Source organism: Pseudoalteromonas sp. S4741 (genome assembly GCF_005886135.1).
Taxonomy (GTDB): domain Bacteria; phylum Pseudomonadota; class Gammaproteobacteria; order Enterobacterales; family Alteromonadaceae; genus Pseudoalteromonas; species Pseudoalteromonas tetraodonis.
The window spans coordinates 10,450-29,499 of record NZ_PNCN01000029.1; the positions used below are offsets into that span (position 1 = coordinate 10,450).

The window sequence follows — 19,050 nt, forward strand, 5'->3', positions numbered from 1 at the left end:
AATGTCTGTTTCACTTATGTTCTCTTATTTGTTACTTGCTCACAGTGCATCGCTACGCTTGCTGTGGCATCTAAAATAGCTTGCTGTTTTGCTTTGCCAGCCATTTTAGTTATTAATAAAGGTTCGGCTAAATAGGGGCTTAAAAGTTCAACAATACTGCGCTGATTAAATTGCCCCTGTGGCATTAATAACGCCCCCTCTGCCATTACTAAATACTGTGCATTGGCTGTTTGATGATCATCAACTGCGTGTGGAAACGGCACAAATACCGCCATTTTACCCGCTGCGGCAATTTCACTTACCGTAAGCGCACCCGCACGACAAATCACAATATCTGCCCAGCTATAAGCGGTATCCATATCATCAATAAATTCAGCAACGGTCACTTGCTCATTGCCCATTTGTTGCTGCTGGTAACTTTCACTTACACTAGCAAGGTGCCCTTTACCGGTTTGATGCCAAATATTAATAGCACTGGTGTCATTTAAGCGCTTAAATGCTTCAGGTAGTGTTTGGTTGAGCACTTGCGCACCTAACGAACCACCCACCACTAAAATATTTATAGGGCTGGTTACTTCGCGCTCAATAATTTCAATCACGCTCTGGCGTACAGGATTACCCACCAGCTCTGCTTTACCATTGGCAAAAGCACTGGGGAAAGCCGCTAACACGCGATTAGCACATTTAGCCAACCACCTATTACTCATGCCTGCTACGGCATTTTGTTCGTGAATCACCAAAGGAATACCCAGGCTTTTTGCCGCAATACCTGTTGGGCCAGTTACATACCCCCCCATTGCTAAAACGACGTCAGGGCGTTGTTGTTTTAATACCTTACGCGCTTGCAATATTGCATTAATAACCATGAATGGCGCTTTAATAAGGCGTTTTAAACCATTCCCTCGCACGCCTTTTACATCAATAAAATCAATTTCTATGTTGTGCTTGGGCACGACACTGGCTTCCATTCTATCTGGGGTGCCTATCCAGCTAACTTGCCAACCTTGCTGTTTGAGATAATCAGCAACGGCAATCCCTGGAAAAATATGTCCACCTGTGCCCCCTGCTACAACGACTATTTTTTTACTCATCGCTTAGCTCCACCTGACGTGGCTTGTTTCGTTGCCATCTTGGTCTCAAAATCTACACGTAATAAAATACCGGTTGCTATGGTCATCATTAATAAACTTGAGCCACCATAAGAAATAAACGGCAAGGTTAATCCTTTGGTTGGTAAAATACCGGCACTGGCGCCCACATTCACCATAGTTTGAAACGCAAACCAAATGCCAATTGCTAAGGCTAAGTAGCCTTCATATTCTTTGCCGTTTTTAAGCGCGTTTTGGCCAATGAGTAAAGCTCTAAATACTAAAGTACCGAGTACCATTAAAATGCTAAGCACTCCCATAAAACCTAACTCTTCAGCAATAACAGCAAAAATAAAGTCGGTGTGCGCTTCTGGTAAATATTGTAATTTTTGTACGCTGTTTCCTAGGCCTTGGCCAAACCAATCGCCTTGACTATAAGCCATTAGTGATTGCACTAATTGATAGCCTTTGCCAAAAGGGTCATCCCAAGGTTCTAAAAAGCCAACCACACGCGCCATACGATATGGCTCTAACACAATAAGCCCAACCACTAGCGCAATACCGGTTAAAATAAGTGCAAAAAATTGCCAAAGCTTGGCACCGGCTAAAAACAACAAACCAACCGTAGTAACAAACATCACCACCACAGTCCCTAAATCGGGCTGCATTAAAATAAGTGCTGCATAAACTGCAAATACCGCTATGGGTTTAGCAAAGCCTTTTATGTTTTCTTGAACTTCATTGCGCTTACGTACTAAGTAGCCTGCGATATAACTAAAAAAGAACAACTTAGCGAGCTCTGAGGCTTGAATATTAAACGGTCCTACGGGTATCCAGCGGGTTGAACCATTGACTTCACGTCCTACAATGAGTACCACTAATAACAGTACTAAACCGATTAGTAATAAATAGGGGTTAGCTTTTTTCCACCACGACATAGGTACTTGAGTACTAATGCAAAATAAACAAAACGAGAGCCCTAAAAAAATGCCATGGCGGATAGTAAAATGATAAATATTACCAAATAGTCTATCGGCTGTCGGCATTGAGGCACTGGTTACCATCACAAAGCCCACACCAATCAGCATTAGCATGCAATAAAGCAGTGGCACATCATAAAGCTGTGCTGAAGGTTTAGGGGTGAGAGCCTTTTTAATATCCGCAAAAGCAATCATGACTGCCCCTGCAATACACATTGCACAAAATCATCGCCGCGTTGCATATAATTGTTATACATATCAATGCTGGCACAGGCAGGTGCGAGTAAAACGGTATCGCCCGATTTACTTAATTGCTTTGCAAGCGTCACAGCCTCAGACATATTATTGGTTAAATGACCTTTAGCACTGAGTGCCACTAAATCTTTGGCATCTTTACCAAAACAAATCAGCGCTTTTACATGCTTTTCAATATAAGGCTTTAGCACCTCTAAATCAGCACCTTTTGCATCACCACCAGCAATAACCACTAAGTTTTGTTGTTCACCCGCTAAACTATCTATTGCCGCCACTGTTGCGCCTACGTTGGTAGCTTTAGAGTCGTTAAAGTATTTAACGCCATTAAACTCACCCACAAACTGACAACGGTGCGCTAAGCCATTAAATTGAGCTAATGCGGTTTTGTAGTGCGCCTTAGTAATTGTAAATGGGCTGAGTAATGCCATCACTGCCAACGTATTTAAATAGTTATGCTTACCCACAATGGCTAAAGCACTTACTGGTAAATAAGCTTCGTCCTTTACCATAAAGTGCGCTTCGCTATTGTGCTGTGCTAAGTGGTAATCGCCTTGTGTTTCACCAAAGCTCAGTTGTGGTGTTAACGTGCGACTCACAGGGTGTGTTTGCTTATCGTCAGCATTAATCACTACGTGTTCAGCACCGTTATAAATACTTAGTTTTGAGTCTATATAGGCTTGGTAACTATCATAACGATCGAGATGATCTTCTGAAATATTAAGCACGGTTGCACTAGTCTTTTTTAGGCTGCGTGTGGTATCAAGCTGAAAACTTGATAGCTCCAATACAAATACATCAAAGTCACCGTCAAGTAAATCCAGTACCGCTGTGCCAATGTTGCCACCGAGTGCCACTTTATAACCTGCGGTTTTTAATACTTCGTAGGCAAGTGTTACTACGGTTGATTTACCATTAGAGCCGGTTACAGCAACGACTGGTTTGCTATTAATGCGCGCAAATAACTCAACATCACCAATCACTTCAACGCCTGCGTTAATTGCCTTAACAATTGCTGGTGTTTTTAAGCTTAGCCCGGGACTAATAATAATCATATCGCAAGCACTGAGCGCCGCATTTTCTAAGTCACCAAAGTGAGTTTTTAATTGAGGTGCGTGCTGATTGAGCCAATCAACACCTGGCGGATTCTCTCTGCTATCGACCACATAAGGCTGTATTGATTGAGATAATAAAAAACGCACAATGCCCAGACCGGTTACACCGAGTCCGAGCACTGTTATGTGTTTATTTTTTATCTCGTTTAAATACTGCATTTATCTGATCTTTAATGTCGCAAGGCCAGCGAGTACCAGCACAATAGAAATTATCCAAAAGCGCACAATAACGCGTGGCTCCGGCCAACCTTTAAGTTCGTAATGGTGATGAATAGGCGCCATTCTAAAAATGCGTTGCCCACGTAATTTGTAAGAGCCAACTTGTAAAATTACCGATAGCGCTTCCATTACAAACACGCCCCCCATAATAATCAGTAACAGCTCTTGGCGAACAAGTACGGCAATAATCCCCAATGCACCACCCAGTGCTAATGAGCCTACATCGCCCATAAATACTTGCGCCGGATACGTGTTAAACCATAAAAAACCTAACCCAGCCCCTACAATAGCGGTACATACCACAACCAACTCACTCGCCAGTGGTAAATGCGGAATATGCAAATAAGCCGAAAAATTAATATTACCCGTTAAGTAAGCAATAATGGCCAGTGCTGCAGCCACTAAAATAGTAGGTACAATGGCTAAACCGTCTAGACCGTCGGTTAAATTAACCGCGTTTGACGTGCCCACCAACGCAAAGTAGGTGATCACGATATAAAACAGCCCCAGCTGTGGCAGTACATCTTTAAAAAATGGCACTACCAGTGACGTTTCGGTTGCTTGTGTGCTGCTCATGTAAAGCGCAGTGGCTACAACCAGTGCAATTACCGATTGCCAAAAGTATTTCCACTTTGCAATAAGTCCTTTTGGATCTTTGCGGATCACCTTACGGTAATCATCAATAAAGCCCACAATACCTAATGAGCCAATTACAAATAAAGTGGCCCATACGTATTTATTAGACAAGTCTGCCCATAATAATGTGCTGGTAAAAATAGCCCCTAAAATAAGTAAACCACCCATGGTCGGTGTACCCGATTTAGATAGGTGCGATTGCGGACCATCATCACGTACTGTTTGCCCTATTTGCATGCGTTGCAGCGCACGAATTAACTTAGGACCAAAATACAACGACATCATCAATGCGGTTAAAATACCTAAAATGGCACGCAGGGTTAAATACGAAAAAACATTAAAGCCACTATAATATTGAGTTAAATACTCAGCCAGCCAAACTAACATGATGATACTCCATTGATGGCTTGTTGCTGGCCATTAACTAAATCGGTTACTAAAAGCTCCATGCGAGAACTGCGTGATCCTTTCACGACAAGGGTAATTTTTTTATCTACTTTGCTAATGCTGTTTTGAATTTGCTGCAGCATTTGCTCACGATTAGAGAAATGGCGATTTGGCAGCCCAAATACATCACTGGCACATTTACTTAATACTCCGAGTGTAAATAACTCATCAATGCCTTGCGCTAATGCGTATTCACCGACTTCTTGATGATATTTACGTGCATCTTCGCCAAGTTCACCCATATCACCGAGTGCCAAAATACGATGACCTTGAATATCACTAAGTAAATCAATCGCAGCTTTCACCGACTTTACGTTGGCATTATAGGTATCATCAATAATAGTGAGTGAATCACTGGCTTCAATTAGGTTAACCCGTCCTTTAACTTCACCCATGGTCGCTAACGCGCTGGCAATTTCCTCAAGTGACACGTCAAACTCACTGGTTAACGCCGCAGCAATAAGCGCGTTACTAATATTATGTTTACCTGGCAGTGCTAACTTAACCGGCACACTGTGTTGCTTGGTGCACAAAGTAAAGCTTGCGCGAGCTTGTGCATCTAGGCTGATGTCTTCAGCCCAAATATCGAGCTTTTCACTACTCGAAAAACATTTAATATTGCGCGTTGCTAACTTATCAAGCCAATATTGACTAAAGTCACTATCGCAATTGACGATGGCGATGCCATCCTCTTTTAATCCGTCGTAAATTTCGCCTTTTGCTTGTGCCACACCTTGCAGGCTACCAAAGCCTTCCAAGTGGGCAGCAGCAACATTACATACCACAGCTACATCCGGTTTGGTCATCGCGGTGGTGTACGCAATTTCACCTATGTGGTTAGCGCCTAATTCAATAACCGCAAAGCGATGTTGTGGCTCTAATCTGAGTAAAGTTAACGGTACGCCAATGTCGTTATTAAAATTACCTTTAGTGGCTAATACATCCCCTTTACTTGATAAAATAGCGGCACACATTTCTTTAACTGTGGTTTTACCTACGCTGCCAGTAATAGCGATAGTTTTAGGTGCAACTTGCGCCATCACTGCTGTACCAATTGTGCCTAATGCAATACGGGTATCGGCAACTACAAATTGAGCAATATCGGTATCAACAGCGTGATCGACAATCACGCCTATAGCGCCTTTTTGTTTTGCTTGTTCAATAAATTTATGACCATCAAAATTTGGGCCCTTAAGCGCCAAAAACACTTCACCATCACACAAAGTACGGGTATCGGTGTTTATATTTATCACCTTGCGATTATCACCTTGATAATCGGTTGCTAGCACATTAGCTAGCCAATCAAAATCCATTGGGATCATGCTTGAGACCCTCTTACTGCTTTTTTTAATTGTTGTTGTACAAATTGGCGGTCGCAAAAATCGATGCGTGTATCGCCTATAATTTGATAGTCTTCATGCCCTTTACCGGCAATTAAAATAACCTCACCGGCTTTTGCGTTATCTATAGCAAATTGTATCGCGGCACCGCGATCGGCCTCTAAATGAGCGTTTTCTGGATGCTCTAATCCCGCAGCTACATCATTAATAATGTCATTAGGGTCTTCAGAGCGTGGGTTATCACTGGTAATGATCACTTTGTCTGCAAACTGCTCAGCAGCTTGTGCCATTAGTACACGCTTTCCTTTATCTCTGTCACCGCCACAACCAAACACACAACTCACGCCACCTGGTACATGTTGCTGCAGCGCTTGTAAGGCTAAAGCCAACGCATCTGGCGTATGCGCGTAATCAACAACGCAAGTAGGCATACTTGGCGCTGTAAATGCTTGCATCCTACCGGCTACCGGCTGTAAATACTCACATCCTGCTACTAACTGTGTTAATGGATAGCCTAGCGCTAATAGCGTTGCTAACGCAGCCGTTAGATTATAAAGGTTAAATTCACCAAACAGCGGTGATTTTATGGCAACATCACCCCAGCTAGTAGTTAATTGCGCCGAAATACCGGTTGCTGAATACTGAACATCTGAAAAATATACAAACTGTGCATTTTTAGGGGCTAAGTTTTTACGGCCATAACAAATAAGACTATTAAAGCTGTATTTTTCAATCCATTGTTCTGCTTGTCCGTCATCCTGATTAAGAATGACATGATCAGCATCAAAATCACGAAACAGCATCAATTTAGCATCACCATAGCTTTGCATATCGCCATGGTAATCTAAGTGATCGCGCGACAAGTTAGTAAAAACCGCCGCTTTAAAATGACACTGATCAACACGGTGCTGTACCAAACCATGCGATGACACTTCCATAGCAACCAATTGGTGTTGCTCATTTTTTAAGTCGCTTAAAATACGCTGTAAATCGACTGCTGAAGGCGTAGTATTTTGCAGTGGTGTTAAGTTATCTGGATGGCCGTAGCCTAAGGTGCCAATAATAGCGGCTTGGGTATGACAAAATTGCGCTAAATGAGCAATCATTGCTGTGGTAGTCGATTTACCATTGGTGCCCGTTACGCCAACTAAATCTAAGTGCTTGCTCGGTTGTTGGTAAAATTGACTCGCCAATACAGGCAGTTTCTTATTCAATTCTGAGACTAAATAAAGCGGCTCAAAATCACTTTCAAATTCACACAGTCTGTCGGCAATAATTGCACTGGCACCATTTTCAATTGCTTTACTAATAAAGTGCCCACCATCTAACTGGTGCCCTTTTATCGCCACAAACACATCACCTGGTTTTACATCGCGGCTATCTAAACGCAGCTCGTTTACCATTAAACGTGCTGCATCTATTTCTAAATGTTTTAAAATTGTGTGTAAATCACGCACCATCATCTTTGCCCTTCACGTATGCCACCGAGTCTTTGTCTGGGGCAACGTTTAAAATTCTTAATGAATTAGAGATTATTTCTGCAAACGCTGGACCTGCCGTTGCGCCGCCATAATAAACATCTCCACCGGGCTCGTTGATTAATACCACAACGGCTAATCGCGGGTTACTCGCAGGGGCAACACCCGCAAAATAACCCACATATTCGTCACCATAGCCCCCTGCGGCGGCTTTTTTAGAGGTGCCTGTTTTACCAGCAGCACGGTAACCATCCACTTTAACGCGGCGTGCGGTACCGCCTTCTTCAAATACGCTTTCCATCATATGTACAACGGCTTCAACATCTTCTTGTTGAAAGATACGCTCACCTTCAGGTATAGAATCTTGCTTTAGTACAGTAAGCGGACGATTAACTCCGCCTGCCCCTAACATGGCGTAAAAACGTGCCATTTGCGCGGTACTCACGGCAATATTGTAACCAAACGAGAGCGCTGCAATTTCATGATCTGACCAACGGCGGTTAGGGTAAAATAGGCCACTACTTTCGCCTACCATGCCAGTACCACTATCACTGCCAAACCCCACTTTTTGATACAAGCCCACAAAGTACTCTTTGGGTACTGTTTGGCTTATTTTGGTTACTCCCATATTACTGGAGTATTTTAAAATTTCGCGCAGCGTCATTTCGCCATGATTACGGGTATCTTGTACTAAGCTGCCCCCTAAACGCATCCAGCCTGGGTAGGTATCAACCTTGTCATCCGGTTGGATTGTGCCGTAGTCTAATCCAGCTAAAATGGCTAGAGGCTTAACAGTTGAGCCAGGTTCAAACAAATCGGTAATAGCGCGGTTACGACGTTTATGAGGAGCCGCCCCGCTTAAGTTGTTAGGATTAAATGATGGGCTATTGACCATGGCCAAAACTTCACCGGTTTTAACATCTACTACCATGGCAGAACCTGAGGTCGCTTTATAAGTTAATACCGCTGATTTAACTGCTTTATAGGCAATGGCTTGAATTCGCTGATCAATACTTAGTTGAATGCTTTCAGGCTCTACTCGCTCGCGCTCATCAAGTACTTCAACTTCACGCCCTTGCGCATCTTTGCGAATGGTACGGCGACCTTCTTCACCGGTTAACGCGTTTTCATAAAGCTTTTCTATGCCCTCAATGCCTTTACCATCAATATTGGTAAACCCAATAACATGCGCACTTACTTCACCAGCAGGGTAATAACGTTTTGATTCATCTAATAAATGAATACCAGGTAGGCGTAAATCACCGATGTAATTAGCCACGGCGGGAGTCACTTGGCGTTTTAAATACACAAAGCGACGAGTAGGATCATCAAGTAATCGCGTGTTAATTTTACTAGGCTCAATGCGCAACACATCAGCCAATTCACGCCAGCGTAAATCATTTTTATAATACAGGGCGGTACGCTTATTTAACTCAGCAACATTTTCACGAAGCGTTTGCTGATCTTCACCGTTTTTGCGTGCTTGCCTAAGTACCTTACTCACCAGTGATTTATGCAGGGCTTTAGGATCCGCATACACGCTTACCACAGGCACACTAACGGCAAGCTCTTTACCGTTACGATCGAAAACCATCCCGCGTTGCACATGCAGTTTTTCAATCCGTACCGTACGTTTATCGCTTTCAGAGCGCGCTTTATCAGGTTCAATTACTTGCAAGTACGCAGCACGCGATACCAAGGTCACAAACACTAAAAAAATCACCGCGCACACTAAAATAAAGCGCCATGCGATTAGGTTATTGACTGGTTTTTTGCCTCGCATTCTCATTGTAATATAATTACCTGCTCATCTTGGCTGGTTGGCCGCTTCATTTCGAGTTGTGACGTTGCCACTTCTTCAATGCGCGCATGTTGTGAATAAAACTCTTCTTCCACTAAAAAATAACGCCATTCTAAATCCAATTCGTCACGCTCTTGGAGCAACGAATCTTGCTCAATTAATTGCGCTCGAGAGAGATGAGTTACTTGCACCACACTCAAGCTTGATGCGAATATCACAACCAACAAGGCCAAGGTGATCTTGTTCGCACCTAAGCCTTTAATTATTTCAAGAAATAAATTGGGTTGGCGATAGCTCGCTTTTTTACTCATCCCAACCTCTGTGCGATCCTTAGCACTGAGCTGCGAGAGCGTGGATTACGCGCCACTTCATCAGCACTTGGTTTAATAGCTTTACCCACTGCTTTTAACGTCAGATTTTTATTTATTTGTGCGTCGGTTAAAGGCAGACCTCTGGGTATCGCTTCTCCCTTACTCTGTTTTTTAATAAATTGTTTAACAATGCGATCTTCTAAAGAATGAAACGAAATAACCACTAAGCGACCACCCGGCTTAAGAACTTTAATCGCCGCTTGTAATGCCGTTTGAATTTCCTCTAACTCGCTATTGATATAAATACGAATAGCCTGAAAAGTCCGCGTTGCAGGGTGTTTAAACTTATCTTTCACCGGTACGGCTTCATCAACTAAATCAGCGAGCTGCTTAGTGGTAGTGATTGGCGTGTGTTCACGCACTTCTAAAATTTTGTGCGCAATGCGCTTACCAAATTTTTCTTCACCTAGCTTTTTGATCACATGAGTAATGTCATCTAATTCAGCCTCAGCTAACCACTGCGCTGCGCTGCGACCTGTACTTGGATCCATTCGCATATCAAGCGGGCCATCTTTCATAAAGCTAAAGCCACGCGCTGCGTCATCTAGCTGCGGCGACGACACACCAATATCAAGTAAAATGCCATCAACCTGACCAATAAGATCGTTTTGCTCAGCTACCTCGTATAACTTTGAAAAACGAGAATGAGCAATTGAAAAACGCGGATCATCAGCAAACTTTTCAGCAGACTTTATCGCTTGTGGATCTTGGTCAATGGCCTGCAAACGACCGCTTTCACCTAAGCGCGCTAATATTTGCCCTGAATGCCCGCCACGTCCAAAGGTACCATCCATGTATATGCCGTCTGGCTTAATTGCAAGTGCATCTATGGTTTCGTCCATTAATACGGATACGTGTTCAAATTGCGCTGTCATTAGCTGTTATTTGCCTTTTATTTTGCTGCTAGAGGGTGAAGTTATCTAAATCGTCATTCGGTTCAAAATCACCGAGCCTCTCAAGCTCAGTGTCTTGGCGCATCTGTTCGTGCCAACGTGCTTCATCCCAAATTTCAAATTTATTCATTAAACCCACCAGCATAATTTTTTTGCCTAGTTCTGCATGTGAGCGCAATGAAGGCGCCAACAAAATTCGACCGTTTTTATCAAGCTGATACTCTGTCGCATTACCTAACAACATACGTTGCATCCGTCGTGCTCTGGGATTCATATTAGATATTTTTGCTAAACGGCTTTCTATTTCTAACCATTCAGCAAGAGGGTATAACCAAAGGCAAGGCTCATTGAGTGCAACGGTGCAAATTACCGTTCCCTGATCTTCAGACAATAGCGTATCTCGGTACTTAGTCGGTACCGCAAAACGTCCTTTATCATCCAAACTCAGTGAACTTGCGCCACGAAACATAAAAAGCCTATTGTAAATTTATTTTAATCAACTTTTTGATTAACCCGATCCAGTTTGATCCACTAAACACCACTTTTTACCACAGTGCTCCAGTTTAGGGCTTGACAAGCCTTTTTGTCAAGTAAGTCACCCAGCTTTAGCACCCCGCGAAGCCTGAAAAAATAAGGCTCCGATTAAAGCGATTGAATTGTTTAATAAAAAATCTGATCAGCCAGTAAAAAATTTTTTATCGTGCTTTTTATTAGCTTGTTGGCATTATTTGCGTAATGAATAAACAGTGAATAATTACAATTTATTTGAGCTCTGCTGACCTTTGTGAATTAGAGTTTGGTCAAACTAGATGCGGTTTAATCGTGTCGCGAGGTTTGTAACCGAGTGGACAAAGAAAAAATCAATCTCGAATGATCAACACGTCCTAGTTTGTAAAAATTACAAACTGTTGTCGCAATAGTTACAGCTATAAACCCACTCAAAATTCGTAAATAAAATACAATTTATATAAAACAACAGGTTAAAGGCTGGTTTAATCATTGCATCTAAATAATTACTTTTAAAAAACTATTAAGGATTGATTATGGCTACGGCAACGAAGAGCAAAACTCCTATTGATGCAAAACAAGAGATTGAAGCACCGCTAACAGATAAAGCGACATCAGCAGCGCATGACGCAGTTGATGCATTATCAAGTAAAGCGGCGGCGGCAGAAAATGGCATTCGTAAAGGCGCAAGCAGCTCAGCTGAAACGCTTAATGAAAAGCAGTTAGCCGCTCGTAAGAAACTAGCAGAGTGTTCGTCTAAAACACGTCAACTCGCATCAGAAAACCCATTAGCAACGGCAGGTCTGGCGTTTGCTGCTGGTATGTTAGTTACAGCACTGTTTCGTCGTAAGTAATACTAATGCAAAACCAACACTCAACACCAAGTGAATCACAAGGGACAGATTCGCCATCATCGGCAAAACACGCCGATGACTGGCAAGATCATGTTGCTAAGCTTGCTGATTATGCAGCGCAGCTCAAGGATGATTATTACCAACAAGGAAAGTTAACGCATCAGCTGGCTACAGCTGAGTGGAAGCTGTCGTTAAGATCCTTAGCACTGATCACCATTCTACTAGGATGTTTTGCCAGTGGCTTGGTGTTACTGTGGGTGGGGTTTTTAGGTATTGTAGGCTTTGCCACCTTTGATCTGTTTAGCTCTATCTGGCTGAGCATTGCAGTAGTGATCAGCCTACAAATTTTATGCTTAGTTTGGCTGTGGCGAAATGCCGTTTATCTGAGCAAAAAAATTGGCTTTACTAAAACGCTAAATAGTCTAAGGCAGCTGCTTAAATTATAAGGCACACACTATTATGTTAATCAATTATTTGATCAACTCACCGAACGCTCGCGTGCAACAGCTAGATAAAGAAGTTGTAATGCGATCAGAGCTAAAACGTCAGCATCTTGCAGCTATAAAATACAGAGCAAAACGCTTTGCAGCAACAAAAGTGGGGCTTGCCAGTGCGTTTGCAGCTGGCGCTGTAGTTGAGTCTGCTAAAGGTGATGCTAACACGATAAAAAAATACACTTGGTTATTAAAGCTACTTGCTTAAAAGTCATTCCCGCATCGATTCATCACGACAATGAGCCAAAAAAACCATTTTGATAATCGCTAACAGCCTGGCGAATTTCAGCCTCGGTGGTCATTACAAAAGGTCCCATGTGCGCAATTGGCTGGTTAAGTGGATCGCCTGCTAAAATAAGAACCCCCGCCGCTTTCTTTGCCTGTAATGCAATGTCACTCAATGGTTCTAATATAAGCAACTTACCCGCATTAAACACGTCACCGGTCTGAGATATTAATGAGCCTGTATGAATATAAATCATCACTTTTTGCTGTTTTAAAGCCGGTAAATTAAGCCCTTCACCCGCAGGCAAAGCTACATCGGCTATAGCGCCATTAGCAGCTAAATTTTGTAAGCTTGCAGCCAATTGGTGTGATTCAAATTGCCATGTCCCTGCTAAGGCTTTAAGTGAAACACCTTGTTGATTAGTAAAACTCGGTGCTGGATGCTCTGTGGTATCTTGGTATTGAGGCTCACGCATTTTTTGAGCACTTGGCATATTGAGCCAAATTTGAAAGCCATGTAAGCCTTGTTCAGCATCGGCAAGGGGCATTTCACTGTGCATAACACCGCTACCGGTACTCATCCATTGTACGTCACCCGCACGAATCGCCTTTTTGTTACCCATTTGGTCTTGATGTTCAAACCCGCCTTTTAAAATATAGGTAAAGGTTTCAATACCCCTATGAGGATGAGGAGGAAAACCACCAATATAGTCACTCTCATCATCAGATTTAAGCTCATCTATCATTAAAAATGGATCTAAATATTTACCATCAAATCCGGGAATACGACGAATATTAACACCATCCCCATCTTGGGTAGCATAAGCAGTTTGTACTTTGGTTATTTTCATTTTTTGCCTAAAATAGGTTAAGTAAAAGTATAAAATATTAATTTATTATTACAACTAGACCCGAAAATTAATTAATAAATTTCAGTTATATACAATAAAAGTAAATTTAATATTTGCGATATAATTTTAGTACATTAAAGGTTATTTATAGTATAATTATTGGCCATAGCTTCACCCCATACTTATTTGGATACGATTATTTTTACTGCATCATTAAAACATCAGCTTTATCGCCTACTTATGCTAATTTGCATGCCTGGGATCGCTGTGATCTTAATTACCTTATGGTTTAGTCGCGATGCAGCACTTAAAGAAAGTGAAAAAAAAGTAATGCATATTGCTGATCATTTAGTTTTACAGCAAAAAAATATTATCGATGACGTACAACGCCTGACCCTATTCTTAGCAAACAAGCACATAAATATTACCAAAATGTCGGTCAATTGCCCGCCTTACTTTTTAGACTTACAAACATTGTATAGCAACATTGCAAATGTGAGTGTTTATGATCGACAAGGCAATATTATGTGTGCAACCAATGGCAATAACCAAAATATAAATATTAGCGATCGTCAATACTTTCAACATGCCCTCACAACTAAAGCGTTTTCAATTGGCTCTTATCAAATTGGTAGAAGTATTAATGCGCCCGGTCTGAGTTTTGCTTCGCCAATATCAGATGAAAATGGCGAAATTACAGGTATGTTAGTTGCCGCAATTGCTTTGCAATGGTGGAATTCAGCGCTTAATAATTTAAATCTGCCCAATAATTCACGCGCAGTGATTACTGATTCTAACGGCCTAATTTTGGCTAATTTTCCTTTTTCAGCCGATCGATTAGGTAAAAAAATAACGAATGAAGACCTTGATCATAGCCAACAGGCCGGAATAATTTACAGAGGGAATGATGGAGCGAGCCGAATTTACAATCACACAACGCTTTATAAAGATACTAGTGGTAATCAACTATCAATTTATATTACTCAGCCAGTTGATAAAGCGATTGAGCAGATAGATATTAACTTTGTAAAAATGGTTTTGGGGTTTTTAATTACTATTCTTCTTTTAGCTGTATTGGCCAGACGACTAATCAATAAAAGTATTTTAAATCCGGTTAAAAGTTTAACGCAGGCGGTTAACCGCTTAGCGGCCGGTAATATGCCTCATGACGATGAGCAGCCCAATAGTCCTGAGCTAAATAGACTTTACCATCGTTTTAAATACATGGCCGAAACTCGCTTAATGGCTGAAGCATGCCTTAAACATAAGCATGACGAGCTCAATAGCTTACTTAATGCATTACCCGATGCTTTTTTACGCGTAGATGCCAATGGCAATATTCTTGATACCGGTGGACATATTAAATCGTTAAATTATAGCCATTCAACACCCCCTAAAAAATTATCGTGTTTATTCTCCGATGCTAATTTAAAACAAGTGCAAGGGTACTTAATACCCCTGAACACCCCTGTCACTGTTGAGCTTGAACAAAAACAAGACAATCAGTTTTATGAAGCTAAAATTAGCCCAATGAAAAAAGCCGATGAGTTTATTATCGTTATTAGTAACATCACGCAACGAAAGCAAAATCAAGAATCGTTGCATTTAGCGTCATTAGTTTACAACAACAGCAGTGAAGGCATGGCAATCACGGATGAAAATGGGGTTATTTATGATGTGAACCCTGCGTTTTGTGAAACAACTTTGTATTCTCGAAGAGAAGCTCTCAATCAAACTATTAGTATTTTATCATCGGGTAAACACGATAAGCAGTTTTATAATTACATGTGGCAATCGCTCAATAAAACAGGGCGTTGGCAAGGTGAAATAACCAATCGTCGTAAAAATGGCGAGCTGTATGTTGAATGGTTAACCATCGATACTATTTACGATAAAAATAAAGCCCCGACTAGTCGTATTGCTATTTTTACCGACCTAACCGAGAAAAAACAAGCAGATGAATTAATTTGGCGACAAGCGCATTTTGATCATTTAACCGACTTGCCTAATCGATTAGAGCTAAAAGAGCGATTAAACCAACGATTCGAAAACCTGAACAGTGAAGATCAAAAACTGGTCATTATGCTATTAGATATTGATCATTTTAAAGATATTAACGACACATTGGGCCACCATTACGGCGATAGATTACTTAAGTTAGTATCTGAGCGAATTGTACAAACGGCCAAAAAGGCTGACTTTGTAGCACGAATTGGCGGAGACGAGTTTGTTGTTGTGTTTAGTGATTTACATGGCAGCGAAAACATCGAGCAAATGGCAAAATCACTTTTGCTTAGCCTTGCCTCCACTATTTTTATTGAAGATGAAAAAGTGTATATCAGTGCCAGTATTGGTATTGCCTGCGCGCCAGATGATGGCCAAAATCCAGAGCAATTACTTAAAGCCGCTGACCAAGCTATGTATAAAGCAAAAAATAGCGGTCGCAATGGCTTTGAATTTTTCTCACATGATATGCGAGAAGATGCAAACGCAAGAATGCAACTACTCAAAGAGCTTCGCTCAGCTATAGAGCTAGAACAGTTTGAATTGTATTACCAGCCTATCGTATCGCTTGATGATTTACACATTCACAAAGCTGAGGGGCTTATTCGTTGGCAACACCCAGAAAAAGGCCTGATCAGCCCTGCTAACTTTATTCCTCTTGCTGAAGAAACCAGACAAATAAATGCGCTAGGTCAATTTGTATTTGCTGAGGCACTACAAACACTTAATGATATTAAAAAACACATTCAAGATGAATTTCAAATAAGCATTAACGTTTCACCAGTGCAATTGGCAACCGTCGATAGCGGCATAGACGAATGGTACGATATGCTAGCTACGGCAAATATACCAGCCTCAGCGATTGTGGCCGAAATTACTGAAGGCTTAATGGTTAATCCTGAAGAGCTGACCCAAAGCCGCCTAAAAGCCTTGGTTAAATCAGGGATGCAATTGGCCCTTGATGACTTTGGCACCGGTTACTCATCGCTTGCTTACTTACAAGAAATGGATACCGACTACCTAAAAATCGATAAACGCTTTGTTGATAATATTCAAAAAGACAGCCAAGAGCTGGCTTTGTGTGAAGCAATTATCATGATGGCTCATCAGCTTGGTTTAAAAGTAATTGCTGAGGGCATAGAAACAAAATTACAAATGGATTTATTACTTGAGGCCGGTTGTGATTATGGTCAAGGCTATTTGTTTTCAAAGCCGCTGCACAAAACCTCGTTTATGCAGCTGATAACAACAAATCAAGCAATTAGTTTAAAATAAAAGTCATTTAGCCCTAATACTGGTTATTTTGTGTCGAGGTGGTCTGCTACATACGCACCTCGCTGCCCTCTTTTTTTATCTGGTCCAATGGTGCTGTCTTGAGCAGTTTGCTGCTCTAACGCTGCATTGATTGTGGCTCCTAAAATAATGATATAAGCGCTAATAAATAGCCACATAAGCATAATAACCACCCCACCTAAAGAGCCATATGTTTCGTTGTAACTAGCAAAATGAGATACATAAAATGAAAAGCCAAAAGATGCCACAATCCATAATACAGTGGCGGTGAATGAGCCCACGGTAACCCAGCGCCATTTAGCTGCTTTTCTGTGAGGCGCATAACGATATAAAATTAATAATGCAAAGTTAAAGGTTAGTGCCAGTAATGGCCATGAGATAAGCATGATTAAAAAATCAATACTCTCTTTTATTCCTAACAGGTTAAGAGCTAGCGGTAATATACCTATAATTACCAGTGCTATTACAGCCACCACAATTGCACCTACTGAAAATAATAAACGTACAAGTTGCGCCTTAAAAAATGAACGCTTTTCGTATTCGTGATAACTAATATTACATGCTGTGATCAACGCTTGGCTGCCCTTAGAGCTACTCCAAATAGTGAGCAGTAAAGTAGCCAGCGCACTAAGGCTTAAACTAGTTTGTGACTTTTGCGCAAGACTTGAAACTTGAGATAAAATAATTTCTTGAGTGCTTTGTGGTAATAACGCCATAAACTGACTTAAATACACACTAATATCATTCGGTGATGCAAAATAAGCATACACAGAAACCAATGCCGCAATGGCGGGAAAAATAGCCAGTAACGCATAAAATGCCACGCCAGCCGCCACTAAAGATAAATTATCACGGCTCATTTGTTTTACTATTCGCCTTATAATATCCCACCAGCCACGCAGAGGGATCTGGTTAGGCTGCTTGGCTCTTTGGCCTCGCTTAAAGTCACTCATAGTTAACTCCCTTTTCCTAATTAAGCAGCAAAATGTTTGCCAAAAAAAATACTGCTTGGTATTAGACTTGCTGCTATTGTTTAACACAGATCCTAATTACTTCGACCTAACACGGATGACCTCTATGCTCAATGCTTTAATTGCAACACTCGCTAATAACACATCAATTCCAGCAATCGACACCGTTAAACCAAACTCTATTTCTTGGAGCTTTTTAAAAGATCAAAGCATGCAATTACTACACACATTCATGCAATTACTGCCCACTTTATTATTAGGGATTGTTATTTTGGTGATTAGTTATTTAATTGCCACACCATTATCACGCTTGTTAATAAAGCCTGTTACTTACATGACCAAGAGTAAATTAGTACATCTAGTTGCTAGGCGAGGTATTAGCACCTTAATTATTTTACTCGGGTTTTATCTATTTTTACGCTTGGCAGGACTCACCGAATTCGCGGTCGCAATTATGAGTGGCACCGGATTAATTGGGCTTATTTTAGGCTTTGCCTTTCGGGATATTGCTGAGAACTTTATTGCCAGTTTACTTTTGAGTGTACAGCGTCCATTTAAAATAGATGATGTAATAGAAGTTGATGGCAGAATTGGTATTGTTAAAAAAGTAACTGCACGGGCAACCACTTTAGTTGACTACGATGGCAATCATATTCAAATACCCAATGCGACTGTGTATAAAAATACCATTAAAAACTTAACCGCTAATCCAAAAATGCGCGGTCATTTTTCAATCGGTATTGGCTACGATAATGATATTCGCGATGCACAAAGTCTGGCAATTAGTATGATATCACAGCAAACCTCTGTGCTTAGCGATCCACCTCCCCAAGTATTGATTGATAACTTAGGCTCCGCCACTATTAACTTTACCGTTTACTTTTGGGTCAACGGCGAACAATACAGCACGGTAAAAGTAGCCTCACAGCTTATGCGAGAGTTAATCAGTAGTTTTACGCAACATAATATAAGCATGCCTGACAATGCCAGAGAGCGTATATTGCTCAATAGCCAAGGTGAAGATATTTATCCCATAGCAAGCGAAGCTAAAACAGAGACAACAGAAGAAATTAACGAGCAATCACATATTCAAAAACATAAAACCACAGAGCATGAACACAGTATTGATGATGTAAGTAGTGACACGGATGATATTCGCGAGCAAGCCGATGAATCACGCGACCCAGAGCAAGGTAAAAATATTATATAGAGAGGTTCGAGGTTCGAGGTT

The 19,050-nt window shown here is 41.3% G+C and carries 17 protein-coding genes; 5 read left to right on the plus strand and 12 right to left on the minus strand.

Annotated features, from left to right (window positions below; genetic code table 11):
- Positions 1-14: 14 nt before the first annotated feature.
- From murG to mraZ, 10 genes are read right to left on the minus strand one after another with little or no spacing between them, the layout of a single operon-like run.
- Positions 15-1,091 carry an undecaprenyldiphospho-muramoylpentapeptide beta-N-acetylglucosaminyltransferase gene (murG, locus tag CWC30_RS04690; protein ID WP_138626554.1) on the minus strand — a complete coding sequence of 359 codons (1,077 nt, stop codon included), beginning with the start codon at positions 1,089-1,091 and terminating at the stop codon, positions 15-17.
- Positions 1,088-2,263 (minus strand): cell division protein FtsW, encoded by a 1,176-nt coding sequence (gene ftsW / locus CWC30_RS04695; protein WP_138626555.1) that lies wholly within the window; start codon positions 2,261-2,263, stop codon positions 1,088-1,090. The genes murG and ftsW overlap by 4 nt, the downstream gene beginning before the upstream one ends.
- Positions 2,260-3,594 (minus strand): UDP-N-acetylmuramoyl-L-alanine--D-glutamate ligase, encoded by a 1,335-nt coding sequence (murD, locus tag CWC30_RS04700; RefSeq protein WP_138626556.1) that lies wholly within the window; start codon positions 3,592-3,594, stop codon positions 2,260-2,262. Before murD ends, ftsW begins: the two co-directional genes overlap by 4 nt.
- Positions 3,595-4,677 (minus strand): phospho-N-acetylmuramoyl-pentapeptide-transferase, encoded by a 1,083-nt coding sequence (mraY, locus tag CWC30_RS04705; RefSeq protein WP_008110692.1) that lies wholly within the window; start codon positions 4,675-4,677, stop codon positions 3,595-3,597.
- Positions 4,671-6,059: a UDP-N-acetylmuramoyl-tripeptide--D-alanyl-D-alanine ligase gene (locus CWC30_RS04710; protein WP_036981322.1), complete on the minus strand. Its 1,389-nt coding sequence runs from the start codon at positions 6,057-6,059 to the stop codon at positions 4,671-4,673. Before CWC30_RS04710 ends, mraY begins: the two co-directional genes overlap by 7 nt.
- Positions 6,056-7,534 carry a UDP-N-acetylmuramoyl-L-alanyl-D-glutamate--2,6-diaminopimelate ligase gene (gene murE / locus CWC30_RS04715; protein ID WP_036984906.1) on the minus strand — a complete coding sequence of 493 codons (1,479 nt, stop codon included), beginning with the start codon at positions 7,532-7,534 and terminating at the stop codon, positions 6,056-6,058. Before murE ends, CWC30_RS04710 begins: the two co-directional genes overlap by 4 nt.
- On the minus strand, positions 7,527-9,344 hold the full coding sequence (locus CWC30_RS04720; RefSeq protein WP_138626557.1) for a penicillin-binding transpeptidase domain-containing protein: 1,818 nt from the start codon (positions 9,342-9,344) through the stop codon (positions 7,527-7,529). The genes murE and CWC30_RS04720 overlap by 8 nt, the downstream gene beginning before the upstream one ends.
- Positions 9,341-9,667, minus strand: coding sequence for a cell division protein FtsL (ftsL, locus tag CWC30_RS04725; RefSeq protein WP_008110697.1), 327 nt, complete (start codon positions 9,665-9,667; stop codon positions 9,341-9,343). The genes CWC30_RS04720 and ftsL overlap by 4 nt, the downstream gene beginning before the upstream one ends.
- Entirely contained in the window at positions 9,664-10,602 is a 939-nt protein-coding gene (gene rsmH, locus CWC30_RS04730; protein WP_008110698.1) for a 16S rRNA (cytosine(1402)-N(4))-methyltransferase RsmH, read from the minus strand. The genes ftsL and rsmH overlap by 4 nt, the downstream gene beginning before the upstream one ends.
- 28 nt (positions 10,603-10,630) lie before the next feature.
- Positions 10,631-11,089 carry a division/cell wall cluster transcriptional repressor MraZ gene (mraZ, locus tag CWC30_RS04735; RefSeq protein WP_008110699.1) on the minus strand — a complete coding sequence of 153 codons (459 nt, stop codon included), beginning with the start codon at positions 11,087-11,089 and terminating at the stop codon, positions 10,631-10,633.
- Positions 11,090-11,663: 574 nt separating this feature from the next.
- Between mraZ and CWC30_RS04740 the strand changes: the two genes are divergently transcribed.
- Genes CWC30_RS04740 through CWC30_RS04750 form a run of 3 tightly spaced genes read left to right on the plus strand, consistent with a single transcriptional unit; the run spans position 11,664 to position 12,683 of the window.
- Complete coding sequence (locus CWC30_RS04740) at positions 11,664-11,981, plus strand: DUF883 domain-containing protein (protein ID WP_138626558.1); 318 nt, start codon at positions 11,664-11,666, stop codon at positions 11,979-11,981.
- 5 nt (positions 11,982-11,986) lie between these two features.
- Positions 11,987-12,427, plus strand: coding sequence for a hypothetical protein (locus CWC30_RS04745; RefSeq protein ID WP_016899505.1), 441 nt, complete (start codon positions 11,987-11,989; stop codon positions 12,425-12,427).
- A gap of 13 nt (positions 12,428-12,440) precedes the next feature.
- Positions 12,441-12,683 carry a hypothetical protein gene (locus CWC30_RS04750; protein WP_008110702.1) on the plus strand — a complete coding sequence of 81 codons (243 nt, stop codon included), beginning with the start codon at positions 12,441-12,443 and terminating at the stop codon, positions 12,681-12,683.
- 22 nt (positions 12,684-12,705) lie between these two features.
- Here CWC30_RS04750 and CWC30_RS04755 read toward each other — a convergent pair whose 3' ends face one another.
- Positions 12,706-13,551 carry a pirin family protein gene (locus tag CWC30_RS04755; protein WP_138626559.1) on the minus strand — a complete coding sequence of 282 codons (846 nt, stop codon included), beginning with the start codon at positions 13,549-13,551 and terminating at the stop codon, positions 12,706-12,708.
- Positions 13,552-13,803: 252 nt separating this feature from the next.
- On the opposite strand from CWC30_RS04755, the gene CWC30_RS04760 reads away from it, so the two are divergent.
- Complete coding sequence (locus tag CWC30_RS04760; protein ID WP_138626560.1) at positions 13,804-16,830, plus strand: bifunctional diguanylate cyclase/phosphodiesterase; 3,027 nt, start codon at positions 13,804-13,806, stop codon at positions 16,828-16,830.
- A gap of 23 nt (positions 16,831-16,853) precedes the next feature.
- Here CWC30_RS04760 and CWC30_RS04765 read toward each other — a convergent pair whose 3' ends face one another.
- Positions 16,854-17,801 carry a YihY/virulence factor BrkB family protein gene (locus tag CWC30_RS04765; protein ID WP_138626561.1) on the minus strand — a complete coding sequence of 316 codons (948 nt, stop codon included), beginning with the start codon at positions 17,799-17,801 and terminating at the stop codon, positions 16,854-16,856.
- 124 nt (positions 17,802-17,925) lie between these two features.
- Between CWC30_RS04765 and CWC30_RS04770 the strand changes: the two genes are divergently transcribed.
- Entirely contained in the window at positions 17,926-19,029 is a 1,104-nt protein-coding gene (locus tag CWC30_RS04770; protein WP_138626562.1) for a mechanosensitive ion channel family protein, read from the plus strand.
- Positions 19,030-19,050 lie beyond the last annotated feature (21 nt).